The 11,670-nt window shown below is 70.1% G+C and carries 8 protein-coding genes and 2 pseudogenes; 3 read left to right on the forward strand and 7 right to left on the reverse strand.

The genetic code is table 11. The features are described 5' to 3' along the window. Window positions 1-37: 37 nt before the first annotated feature. Together BMG07_RS07675 and BMG07_RS07680 are read right to left on the reverse strand one after the other, a co-directional pair. Window positions 38-2,284: a PhoX family phosphatase gene (locus BMG07_RS07675; RefSeq protein ID WP_198084047.1), complete on the reverse strand. Its 2,247-nt coding sequence runs from the start codon at window positions 2,282-2,284 to the stop codon at window positions 38-40. 81 nt (window positions 2,285-2,365) lie between these two features. Next, complete coding sequence (locus tag BMG07_RS07680) at window positions 2,366-3,571, reverse strand: murein transglycosylase A (RefSeq protein WP_198084048.1); 1,206 nt, start codon at window positions 3,569-3,571, stop codon at window positions 2,366-2,368. On the opposite strand from BMG07_RS07680, the gene BMG07_RS07685 reads away from it, so the two are divergent. The 3 genes and pseudogenes from BMG07_RS07685 (at window position 3,570) to BMG07_RS07695 (ending at window position 5,272) form a co-directional block, all read left to right on the forward strand. Further along, window positions 3,570-3,731, forward strand: coding sequence for a hypothetical protein (locus BMG07_RS07685; RefSeq protein ID WP_198084049.1), 162 nt, complete (start codon window positions 3,570-3,572; stop codon window positions 3,729-3,731). The genes BMG07_RS07680 and BMG07_RS07685 overlap by 2 nt on opposite strands. Before the next feature lie 198 nt (window positions 3,732-3,929). Beyond that, window positions 3,930-4,588 (forward strand): annotated as a pseudogene (locus BMG07_RS07690) (OmpA family protein). 120 nt (window positions 4,589-4,708) lie between these two features. Beyond that, window positions 4,709-5,272 carry an OmpA family protein gene (locus BMG07_RS07695; protein WP_198084050.1) on the forward strand — a complete coding sequence of 188 codons (564 nt, stop codon included), beginning with the start codon at window positions 4,709-4,711 and terminating at the stop codon, window positions 5,270-5,272. 7 nt (window positions 5,273-5,279) lie between these two features. On the opposite strand, the gene BMG07_RS07700 is transcribed toward BMG07_RS07695, so the two are convergent. The 5 genes and pseudogenes from BMG07_RS07700 to BMG07_RS07715 all read right to left on the reverse strand — a co-directional run. Next, entirely contained in the window at window positions 5,280-5,906 is a 627-nt protein-coding gene (locus tag BMG07_RS07700) for a response regulator transcription factor (protein WP_198084051.1), read from the reverse strand. A gap of 41 nt (window positions 5,907-5,947) precedes the next feature. Continuing rightward, window positions 5,948-7,991, reverse strand: a pseudogene (locus BMG07_RS07705) (nitrogen regulation protein NR(II)). A gap of 2 nt (window positions 7,992-7,993) precedes the next feature. Continuing rightward, entirely contained in the window at window positions 7,994-8,809 is an 816-nt protein-coding gene (locus BMG07_RS07710; RefSeq protein ID WP_198084052.1) for a carbon-nitrogen hydrolase family protein, read from the reverse strand. Then, window positions 8,806-9,702, reverse strand: a complete 897-nt coding sequence (locus BMG07_RS41735) for an AsmA-like C-terminal region-containing protein (protein ID WP_307866897.1) — start codon at window positions 9,700-9,702, stop codon at window positions 8,806-8,808. Before BMG07_RS41735 ends, BMG07_RS07710 begins: the two co-directional genes overlap by 4 nt. 77 nt (window positions 9,703-9,779) lie before the next feature. Further along, window positions 9,780-11,670 (reverse strand): YhdP family protein (locus tag BMG07_RS07715; protein ID WP_269758748.1); only part of this gene is annotated, 1,891 nt, incomplete at its 5' end.

Consider the following 11,670-nt stretch of genomic DNA (forward strand, 5'->3'; position numbering starts at 1 on the left):
GTCCTGAATCGTCGTCAGCCGACTCGACGCGAAAGGCTTACAGGCCGATCAGACCGCCGTCGTTCTTCGTGATGACCACGGTGGCCGAGCGCGGGCGCGTCTTGGGACCGTCCGGCCAGTTGCTCAGGTACTTTGTCGTGTCGCCGATGTCGGCCGGCTTGGTGTTTTCGCCCGGATGCTGGATGTTCACGAACAGCGCGCGGCCGTCGCCCGATTCGGCGATGCCGGTGATCTCGCAATCGACCGGGCCGACCAGGAAACGCCGCAGGCCGTCGGTGCCCGGAGCCTTGCCGACGAAGGTCCCTTGCTGTACGGTGGTGGCACCGTCGAAGTTGGTGATGGTCTTGGCCGCGCCGTCGCCGACCTTGCCCGGCAGTGCCGCGAGCAGCATGCAGTTGGTCACGTCGGTGTACTTGCCGTCGTCGGTCTCGATCCACAGCAGGCCCTGCGCGGCCTGGCTGAACCACATGCCGTCGGGGCTGGAGAAGTCGTTGTCGGCGCCGAGGGCGGACACGTTCACGTCGGCCGATGCGGTCGAACGCGCGCCGAACAGGTACACGTCCCACTTGAAGGTCACGGCCGCCGGGTCGCCGCCGGTGTCGGCGAAGCGGACGATGTGGCCGTTCGGGTTGCCGCGCTGTGCGGTCGCGCCCTTGGGGTCGTTGTAGAAACGCGGGTTGGCGGCGTCGGTGCCATTGGCGCCATTGATCGTGCGGGCTGCGTTGTTGGTCAGGGTGAGGTAGACCTCGCCGTTCTTCGGGTTCACGGCCGTCCATTCGGGGCGGTCCATCTTGGTGGCACCCGCCGAGTCGGCGGCAAGGCGCACGTTGACCAGGACGTCGGCGGCGTCGGCGAACGCGTAGGTCGGGTTGGTGCCCGTGATGCCGTTGACACCCAGCGTGAGCTCGAGCCAGTCGCCGGTGCCGTCAGCCTTGAACTTGGCGACGTAGAGCTTGCCGTCGTCCATGTACTTGTCGCCCGCTGCAATGCCGCCGCCGACGTCGGCCGCATCCCAGGCCTTGGTCGACACGAACTTGTAGAGGTACTCGTTCTGCGAGTCGTCGCCCATGTACCAGACCAGCGGCTTGCCGACCACGACCGGGCCCAGGCATGCGCCTTCGTGGCCGAAGCGGCCGAGGGCGGTGCGCTTCTTGGGCGTGCTGGTGGGGTTGAAGGGGTCGATCTCGACGACCCAGCCGTAGGTGTTGGAACCGTTGCGGTAGTCGTCGGTGGCCGTCCCGCCGAGGATGACTTCGGTGTTCCAGCGGCCGTACAGGTTGTCGGCGGTATCGGGTGTCACGGTGGCCCAGAGTTCGCGGCCGTTGCCGCTCACGCCGTAGCGGCTGAAGGCGGTGAGTTCCTTGGCGCTGCGGTTGGGGTTGTCGGACGCAGTGATGCGGCGGAAGTAGCCAGCCCAGTTCTCTTCGCAGGTCAGGTACGTGCCCCAAGGCGTGGTGCCATTGGCGCAGTTGTTCACCGTGCCGCGGGTCTTGCTGCCGTCGGTCGAGTACTTGGTCTTCAGGTAGTCGGTCTTGGCGGCCGGGCCCGAGAAGCTCATCTCGGTCAGCGTGTGCACGCGACGGTTGAAGGCCGAGTCCTGCTTGTAGCTCCAGGCGGCGCCCGACTTGTTGACCTCGATCACGCTCACGCCGTGCACGTAGAACTCGCGCAACACTTCGTCGGCGACGGTGCGCACCGCCGCGGCTCCGGAGCCGGTGATGCTCTGGCCGGTGGGGTGCAGGAACACGGACGTGATGGCTTCGTGGTTCATCACGAGCAGGCCACGCGAGGCGTTGGCGGCGTCCCATTTGCCCGACGCGTTCACGCCGAAGAAGGTCATGCCGTCGTGATGGTCTCCCGCCCGGCGGTCGAAGGTGTTGGCGGCATCGCTGCCGTTGTTGGCATAAGGCGCGACGCCGGCGGCGATCGGGTCGCCCAGGCGATACAGCACGCTGGCGGTGTAACCCGTGGGCACGGTCACGACGTCGGCAAGGCTCTTGGCTACCGCATTGAAACCGAGCTTCATCGGCGCGGCGGGTGCCGGCGCGGGGGCGGGTGCGGGTGCCGGCGGCAGGATCGGGAAGGGCATTCCGTTGCCACCACCACCGCCGCCGCCACAGGCTTGCAGCAGGGCCGTGCCGGCGGTGCCGGCGCCCAGACCGAACAGGCGACGGCGGCTCAGGCGCGCGGCGATCAGGTCGGTGAACGAGGGGTTCGACGTGGGGTTGGTGCCGATGTCGTCGAGGTCGACCGACGGATCGTCGGTGCGGGTGTTTGCGGTCATGCGCAATGTCTTTCTTCGTGGGGATGGAAAGGAAACCAGCCCGCGAAGTTAGGCACTTCGTATGACGCTTCTGTGAATTGCTCAGCTTCCCGTCAGGTTGAATTGATCTTCCTGACGGGCTGAAGGCCCGCTCGAATCAGGCGCCGGCAACTGCCTCGGCCACAACGCCCACAGCCGCAGCGGCTGGTTCATGCTCGCCGCCAGCCGCCCGGCATCGGCGCCGGTGCCCGCGAAGTAGTCGGCCCGCACCGCGCCCAGGATGGCGCTGCCCGTGTCCTGCGCCACCACCAGTTTCTGCAGTTGCGCCGCCGGTCCGTTGGATGTCAGCCACACCGGCGTGCCGTACGGAATGCTCTCGCGGTCGACCGCGATGGAGCGCCCGGCCGTGAGCGGCACGCCCTGCGCGCCGCGCGGGCCGAAGGCGGCGTCGACCTCGCTCATGGTCTCTTCGCGGAAGAACACGTAGCGCGGGTTGCTCCACAGCAATTGCGTCACGCGCTGCGGGTTCTGCGCGGCCCAGGCCTTGGTGTCGTCGGGCCACTTGCCGACCTTGCTCACGCCCTGGCTCATGAGCCACTGCTGCACGCTGCGATACGGCTGCTCATTGGTGGCCGAGAAGGCCACGCGCACGGTGTGCTGGTAGCCGTTGGCCTCGGTGATGCGCAGGCGGCCGGAGCCCTGGATGTGCAGCATCAGCGCGTCGATGGGGTCGGCCATCCACGCGATCTCGCGGCCGCGCAGCGCGGCCTGGGCTTCGGGCAGGGTCTCGATTTCCTGGCGCGTGTACCAGGGGCGGCGCGGCGCCAGGCCATCGGGCGCCTGGTACAGCGGCACGTTGAAGGTGGCGGTGGGCACGCGCGAAGCCTCGTACACGGGCTCGTAGTAGCTGGTGAGCTTGCCTTCGGTCTGGCCGTTCAGGGCCTCGACGCGGTAGGGCTGCAGCCGGTCGGTCATCCACTGGCGCTGCTCTTCGGGGGTGGCGATGGTCAACTGGCGCACGTCGCGGCACAGCGGCGCGAAGGCGGCGTTGGGGCGCGAGCAATTGGCCAGCAGCGCGATCCACGCCTCATGCAGCGGGTCTTCGCCGAAGCCCGGCAATTCCCCCCAGCCGACCGGCACCCAGCGGCTCTTGGGGTGCGCGAGCGAGCCGGTGAGCGGGCCGAGATCGCGCGGCGGGGTGATGACGGCGGGGCGCGTGGGCACGTCGGGGGCGCGCGGGCCGGTGGAACAGGCCGCCAGCGTTGCTACGATCACAAGCCCAACCAGCCACTGGAGTCCATTTCTCATGGGTTTGATTCTGCTTGAAGCCCTCGCCGCGGGACTCGTGTTCATCTTGATCATCTGGTGGACCATGTTTTCCGGCCGAAACAAGGGTGAATTGCACGACGAGGAGGACGCCGACGCCGGCGCCAGCGCCGCTGATCGAAAGCCACCGCCGAAAGCGTGAACTGCTTGTGCAGTCCAAAGCCGCGGCGCCTTGTCGGAGAACAACCCAATTGCTATTACTTTGGTAGCAGTCATCGTAGCATTCATGGGCGATTGCGAAACTTTTCTTATTTTCCGTGGGGCTTTGAGGCCGTACCATGACGGGCCCCCCCGGAGCTAAGCTGTGGCCCGTCTTGATTCAAACTTGAAAGGGATCGCCATGAAAAAGTTCGTACTCGCTACCTGTGCCACCGCCCTCGTGCTCTCCGGCTGCGCCGGCGGCATGACCGACACGCAGCGCAACACCGGCATCGGCGCCGGCATCGGCGCACTGGGCGGCGCGGCGATCGGCTCCGCCACGGGTGGCAACCGCGGTGCCATCGGCACGGGCGCGGTGGTCGGCGCGGCGGCCGGCGCGCTCGGCGGCTACCTGTGGTCGCAGCGCATGGAAAACCAGAAGCGCCAGATGGAAGCCGCCACGCAGGGCACCGGCATTGCCGTGACCCAGACGCCCAACAACGAGCTGAAGCTGCAGATTCCGAGCGACGTGTCCTTCGACGTGGGCCGCTCCAACATCAAGTCGAACTTCGCGCCGGTGCTCGACCAGTTCGCCAACGGCCTGCGCAACAACCCGAGCGCCGAGGTGCGCATCATCGGCCACACCGACAGCACCGGCTCCGACGCCGTCAACAACCCGCTGTCGGTCGAACGCGCCGCCAGCACGCGCGACTACCTGGTGGCGCGCGGCGTGAACCCGGGGGCCTTCCGCATCGAGGCCGCGGCTCGCGCGAACCCATTGCCGACAACAACAGCGACGCCGGCCGCGCGCAGAACCGCCGCGTCGAGATCTTCGTGGGCGAGCGCGCGCCGCGAGGCTGACCTGACCGCTGACGGCGCCCGCGCGGCGTCGTCGCGGCGGGAAACCGGCCGCGCCGAACGGCCGGTTCCCGCACCGTTGCATCGGCCCGCCGTGGGTCCGTGGAAGAGAGAGGGAACCCCATGAGGAAGTTTGTCGTTTCAGGCGCGGCCGCGACCGCGTTGCTGTTCATCGCGGGCTGTGCCTCGCAGTCGCCGCCGCCACCGGCGCCCGCGCCGGTCGAGGCACCGGCCGCGCCGGTCAACAACTGGACCGCCCGCCTGGCCGCGCTGAAGAGCGACCTCGAGGCATCGACCAAGGGCACGCGCGTGGTGATCGAGCAGACCGTCGACAACCAGCTGCATGTGGTGATCCCGAACGAGCTGTCGTTCGACAGCAACCGCGCCAACATCAAGCGCAACTTGGCGCAGGTGCTCGACAAGGTCGCCGAAGGCCTGAAGAACGCCACGGCCGCCAGCGTGCGCGTGGTGGGCCACACCGACAACACCGGCAGCGAAGAGGGCAACGACCGCCTCTCGGTGAACCGCGCCGACAGCGTGCGCAACCACCTGGTGGGCCGGGGCGTGTCGACCTCGGTCATCACGACCGAAGGGCGCGGCGCGCGCGAGCCGCTGGTCGACAACGCCACGGCCGCAGGCCGCGCGCAAAACCGCCGCGTCGAGATCTTCGTGGCGGAAAAGTCCTGATCTTTTCCTAGAGGCCCCGAAGCCGGTTGGCCAGCTCGACCGCCGACTTCACTTCCATCTTGTCGAACACGCGCGCGCGGTGGACCTCCACCGTGCGCACGCTGATCGCGAGCTGGTCGGCGATGAGCTTGTTGGGCAAGCCCTCGATCACGAGCCGCATCACGTCGCGCTCGCGGTCGGTCAGCTCGGCGATGCGCTCCGACAGGCCCCGGCGCACGCGCTGCGCCTCGAGCGCCTGCAGCGACGCATTCAGCGCATGCTCGATGCGGTCGACCAGTGCGTTGTCCGAGAACGGCTTCTCGCAGAAATCGAAGGCGCCGCGCTTGACCGCGTCGACGGCCGTGGGCACGTCAGCGTGCCCCGTCAGAAAGATCACCGGCATGGACGGCAGCAGGCCGCGCTCCACCAGCCGGTCGAACAGCACCAGCCCGCTGGTGCCGGGCATGCGCACGTCCAGCAGCAGGCACAGCGGCTGTTCGGGCAGCGGGCCCTGGTCGAGGAACTGCTCGAAGGCCTCGGCGCTGCCGAAATGCTCGCTGGCCAGCCGGCGCGAGCGCAGCAGCCAGGCCAGGGCCTCGCGCACGCTGGCGTCGTCGTCCACGATGAAGATCAAGCCGTCGATCAGCGGTTGCATATCATGAAATCCAGCAGAAGATTGATTGTCTGAAGACGCGGTCAGCCCGCGGCCGGCAGCGTGAAACGAAAGACCGTGCCGCGCGGCTTGTTCGGCTCGAACACCAGCGCCCCGCCATGTTGCTCCACCACCGTGCGGCACAGGCTCAGGCCGAGCCCCATGCCGTCGCGCGCGTGGTGAAGAAGGGCGTGAAGAGCCGCTCGGCCACTTCATCGCTGATGCCGCAGCCCAGGTCGGCCACCGAGAACTCGATCCAGCGCCGCGCGTCTTCCTGCCCCGTGCCGCCCACGGCGGCGGCGCGCGCCACGCGCAGGCGCAGCACGCGGCTGCCGGTGTTGTCGGGGCTGTCCATGGCCTGCATCGCGTTGCGCGCCAGGTTCAGCAGCACCTGCTCGACCAGCGTGCGGTCGCACATGGCGGCGGGCAGGCGGTCTTCGAACACCACCTCGATGATCACGCCGAGCTTGCGCGCCTGCAGCCGCACCAGCGGCAGCACGGCGTCGATCAGCGCCTGCGGGGCCACGGCCTCGCGCGTGCGGTCGCGCCGGCGCACGAAGTCGTGCACGCTGCGAATGACCTGGCCGGCGCGGTCGGCCTGCTCGGCGATGCGCTTCACCGCCATCGCGACCTCGCCCTGGTCGCCCTTGGCATCCGGGCCAAGCAGGTTGAGCGAGCCGCTCGCGTAGCTGGCGATGGCGGCCAGCGGTTGCGTGAGCTCGTGGCTCAGCAGCGAGGCCATTTCGCCGACGGTGGCCAGCCGCGCGCTGGCCTGCAGGCGCTCCTGGCTGGCGCGCGACAGCTCCTCGATGCGGCGCTGCTCGCTCACGTCGATGAAGGCGCTCATCCAGCCGGTCTGCACCTTGTGCGCGTTGATGAGCGGGGCCTCGAAGATCAGCACCGGAAAGCGCGTGCCGTCCTTGCGCATGAAGACCGACTCGAAGCCCTCGCGCGGCGGCATGCCGCCCGCGAGCCGGCGGGCCTGCCGCTGCTGGTACTCGTGCGCCAGTTCGGTGGGCCAGTAGGGGGCGTCGGCGTTGTCGGCCATCAGCTCCTCGGGGCTGAAGCCGACCATTTCGCAGAAGGCCGGGTTCACGTAGCTGATGCGGCCCTGCAGGTCGCGCGCGCGCAGGCCGGTGATGACCGAGTCTTCCATCGCCTTGCGGAAGGCCAGCGCGTCGGCCAGGTCGCGCTCGGCGCGCAGGCGGCGGCGGGTGTCGCGCGCCAGCAGCACCAGCACCGACACCAGCGCGATCGAGATGGCCGTGACCAGCGCGGTGAGCATGTTCGGGAACAGGTCGGGCGCGGCGCGCCAGCCGTCGACGCGCAGCATCAGCGCGGCGCCCGGCAGGTCGATGAGCTGCTGCGAGGTGAACACGCGCGTGCCGCTGCGCCGCGAGGTGCCCAGCGCCACCAGCCGCGTGCCGTCGGCCTCGGTGAAAGACACCTCCTGCCCGCGCGTGAGCGTGGGGCCGACCAGCTCGATGAGCGCATCGCGCAGCGAGTAGCTGGCCACGAGGTAGCCGCCCGCGTCGATCGGCACGCACAGCTCCATCACCTCGACGCCGCCGCCGCCCGCCACCGGCACGTAGTGGCTGGGCGAATAGGCCGGCGCGCCGAGCTTGCGGGCGGCCGCGCAGGCCAGGGCCACGTCGGACTGCTCGGGGCCGCGGCTGCCTTCGTCGAGGATGCGCATGCGATACGGCGTGTTGACCGCGTGCAGCGGGCGCAACGCGGCGTCGCGCCACTCGAGCCGCAGCCACTCGCGGTGTTCGCGCAGCAGCGCGGCGGCGATGTCGCTCCACTGCCCGCGATCGACCCCCGGCGCTGCGTGGCGCGCAGGCTCTGCGCGTTGCGCTGGAAGCCGCTGCGCAGGTCGGACACGGCATCGGCCGTGTCGCGGTCGAGCGAGGCCTGCACCTGCTCGACCTCGTGCCGCCCCGCCAGCCACACCACCGTGACCAGCAGCGCCGACACCAGCACCGCCAGCAGCAGCCACAGAAACCAGCGCTGCCACAGCGATCGCAGCCGCGCGAACGCGATGAGCGCCCATCGCTTCGGTGCGACGGTCAGCAGCGCATCGGGCATTGCTAGAGAACGCAGTGCGAAAGCACGGGCAGCTGCGTGCGCGTGCGCGCGACCTGCGCGGCGTCGATGTCGAACAGCACCACGCCTTCTTCGGTGGCCTGCTGCGCCACCACCGTGCCCCAGGGGTCGACGACCAGCGACTGGCCCCAGGTCTGGCGGCCGTTCTCGTGCGTGCCGCCCTGCGCGGGCGCGACCACCCAGGCCAGGTTCTCGATGGCGCGGGCGCGCAGCAGCACCTCCCAGTGCGCGGCGCCGGTGGTGCGCGTGAAGGCGCTGGGCACCAGCAGCAGGTCGGCGCCCTGCCTGGCGAGCGCGCGGTACAGCTCGGGAAAGCGCAGGTCGTAGCACACGCTCATGCCGATGCGCCAGCCGTGGCCGTCGCGCGAGGGCAGGTCGAACACCACGGGCTCGCTGCCGGGTGCGATGACGCGGCGCTCGTCGTAGCGCTCGGCGCCGTTGTCGAAGAAGAACAGGTGGATCTTGTCGTAGCGCGCCACGCATTGGCCTTCGGGCGAGAAGGCCAGCGAGCTGTTGAACACGTGCTCGGCGTCGGTGCTCTCGATGGGCAGCGTGCCGCCGACGATCCACAGGCCGAACTCGCGCGCCGCGTCGGCCAGGAAGCCCTGCACCGTGCCCGCGCCGGCGGTCTCGCGCAGGCCGAGCTTGTCGGTGTCGCGCGCGCCCATCATGCAGAAATACTCGGGCAGCACCGCCAGCTCGGCGCCGGCGGCCGCGGCCTGCGCGAGCAGGTCATGGGCGCGCGCGAGGTTGGCTTCGCGGGCGATGGCCGACACCATCTGGATGGCTGCGACTTTCATTGGGTGGTCTCCGTTTTCTTGCCGTCGTCCGCGGTCGGCCTGCCGAGCAGCCCGGGAATGCTGGGAATGCCCTGGGGCAGCAGTTGCAGCGAGCGCGGCACCTTCGCTATTTTGGGGTCGGCCCAGGTGCCTTCGACATGGAACTCCTGCGTGGCGGCGGCCGACAGCGGCTTGCTCAGCACCCACTGGGCCAGGAAGGTGCCCAGCCCGACGGCCGGGTTGATGGCGGTGGCCACCAGCGCGGCGGTGCCGGCGTTGATCTCGGGCACCACCACCACGCGCAGGTTCTGCGTCTCGCGCACGATGTCGGCCGAGCCGTCCATCAGCGCGGCGGCGTTGACGCCCTTCATCTGCAGGTTGTTGGTGCTGGCGATGCCCTTGTTGATCTTCGCGTCGCCGCGGATGAAGTCGAACGCGAAGCCCTGGCTGAACACGTCGCGGAAGTCGAGCGTGAGCCGGCGCGGCAGCGCCTGCAGGCTCAGCACGCCGAGCAGCTTGGCCAGGCCGGGGTCGGCCTTGAGGAACTGGCCCTGCTCGACGTCGACCTGCAGCTGGCCGCTCAGGCTCGGGTAGTCGAGCGAGAAGGGCGAGCCGCGCCAGTTGACGTCGCCTTCGAGCCGCCCGCGCCCGCGCCGCAGCACGCCCGGCATGCCGAAGCGCGTGAGCAGGTCGCCGGCGTCGGCGATGTCCAGCTTGAAGGTCATGGCGGTGCGGCGCTGGCCGGCCGCAGCGCCCGGAACGGCGGCCCAACTGCCCTTGGCCGCGAAGCTGGCCTCGGGCGTGGTGAAGGCCAGCTTGTTGAGCGCCCATTCGCGGCCCACGCCGCCGCGGTTGACCGCATCGATCTCGGCGCGGCCCAGGCGCTTGCCGAGCAGCTCGAAGTCGTCGACCACGATGTCCAGGGCGGGCAGGGTGCCGGGCTGCTCGTCCAGCAGGGTCTCGACCTGCGTGGCCTCGGACGGCGCGATCTTCAGGCGCGCGAGCCGGGCATACAGCGCCCGGCCTGGGTGTGGCGGTACTCGGCATAGCCGCTGAGTTCGGTGGCGTCGATGTTGGCGCGCCAGAGGGCGCCGTCGCGCGTGCCGCCGAGCACCACGTTGTGCAGCGTGCGGCCCGCAATGCCCAGCTCCTGCGCGCGCACGGCGATGCGCGTGGGCAGGTAGGCCAGCGCCGGGTCGTCGGCGCGTTCGGGGCCTTCGCCGCCGAGGCCCGCGCCGGCGGCATCGCCGAGCAGCGCCTGCCATGCGCCCATGTCGAGCTTGCCGATGTTGATGTTCGCGAACACGCCCTTGTCGGGCAGGCTGGCGGTTTCGCCCGCCGCCAGGCCGATGCCGATGCTGCCGCGCGACACGCGCGCCTCGCCGCCGACGAGGTCGCGCAGGTACTGGATCGCGCCGATGCGGCCCAGGTCGAGCGAGAGCTGGTCTTGCGTGGCCGTGCCCACGGGGTTGGCCGCGCCCTGCCGGGTTTCGCGCGCCAGCACCTTCTTTTCGATGCGCAGCGGCATCTGCTCTTCGGCCGTCTTCACGAGCGGCGGCGGCAGCTGCAGCGCCAGGCCCTGCAGGCTGCTGGTGAGCGAGAACTCGGGCGTGCCGTCGCGCATGGCGAAGGTGGCGGCAAAGGGCGTGCTGCCGGTGGCCTTCTTCGCGAGGCGGGCGAGCCAGTCGACTTCGCGCGCGCCGCGCAGGCCTTCGGCGGTGGCCGTGCCCTGCGCCTTCAGCGCGACTTCGCGGTTGGGGCCGGTGAAGCGGCCGCGGCCTTCGATGCGGATGTCGCCGCCCAGCAGCCTGGCCTGCACGCCGGCCAGCGAGAAGCCGGTCTCGGTGAAGTTGAGCGTGCCCTTGGTCTGCGAGAACGACGGCGCCTCGGGCACGACCTGCAGCTCGTTGTCGGCCAGCGTCACGGTGGCCTGCACCTTGGCGTTGTCCATGGCGGCGAGCGGCAGCTCCAGGTGCAGCTTGTAGTCGGCCGAGCCGGTGGCGCGCGCGCGCAGCATGATCTCGCCGGTTTCGCCGGCCAGCGGCGCGCCCGCGCGCAGCACCTCGGCGAGCGGGCCCTTGGCCTGCGCATCGACGCGCAGCAGCGGCGCGTGGTGCGACAGCTCGGGAATCTGCGCTTCGGCCTTCGTCACTTCGATGCCGGTGGCGCCGACCAGGCGGCCGCGCGCGTTGCGAACCAGCATGCTGTCGCGCTCGAACACCAGCTCGCCCGACAGCGCGGTCAGCGGCGGCCACACGGGCGGGGGCATGCCGCTTCGCGGCGGCGTGGCCGGTGCATGCGGCGGCGCGTAGGCGTAGTCGACATCGGCCACCTTGGCCGCGATGCGGAAGTCGCCCAGCTTCGGATCGACGAAGGGCATGTCGTGCAGGTCGCCGCGCACGCGGAAGTCGACGCTGCTGGCGGTGCCCTTGGTGACGGCGGTGCGCACGTAGTCGCGCGTGTGCTGGGGAATGTCGAGCGGCAGGTAGCGGAACACGCGCGTGCCGTCGGCACGGGTCAGCTTGCCCTGCAGGTCGAGCACGCCGGGGTAGCGGCCCTTGCTGCTCGAGGTGGCGGGGTCGCTGGTGCGCCAGCTGGCTTCGGCGTCGCCCTCGGCATCGACGTTGGCGAAGCGCAGCCTGGAGATCTGCAGCTGCGCGTTGCCGTTGTCGAGCTTCCATTGCAACTGGGTCGAGAGCCGGTCGATCGGAATGACGGGCTCCTCGAACACGCCCGGGAACTCGAGCGTGCCCTGCGCGATGGCCAGCGTGGCGGTGCCGCCGGTCTGCGTGGCCTCGAAGTCGACCGTGGCGCCGCTCAGGCCGGGCGTGCCGGCGTGGACCTTCGGCGGGGCGGCCGTGGCGCCGGGCGCCGACGGCGTG

This window comes from Variovorax sp. E3, assembly GCF_016082275.1.
Lineage (GTDB): Bacteria > Pseudomonadota > Gammaproteobacteria > Burkholderiales > Burkholderiaceae_C > Variovorax.

Coding starts and splice junctions, on each gene's coding strand:
- BMG07_RS07695 (WP_198084050.1), top strand. CDS start 4,709: ATGAGGAAGTTTGTCGTTTCAGGCGCGGCCGCGACCGCGTTGCTGTTC.
- BMG07_RS07685 (WP_198084049.1), top strand. CDS start 3,570: ATGGGTTTGATTCTGCTTGAAGCCCTCGCCGCGGGACTCGTGTTCATC.
- BMG07_RS07700 (WP_198084051.1), bottom strand. CDS start 5,906: ATGCAACCGCTGATCGACGGCTTGATCTTCATCGTGGACGACGACGCC.
- BMG07_RS07680 (WP_198084048.1), bottom strand. CDS start 3,571: ATGAGAAATGGACTCCAGTGGCTGGTTGGGCTTGTGATCGTAGCAACG.
- BMG07_RS07710 (WP_198084052.1), bottom strand. CDS start 8,809: ATGAAAGTCGCAGCCATCCAGATGGTGTCGGCCATCGCCCGCGAAGCC.
- BMG07_RS07675 (WP_198084047.1), bottom strand. CDS start 2,284: ATGACCGCAAACACCCGCACCGACGATCCGTCGGTCGACCTCGACGAC.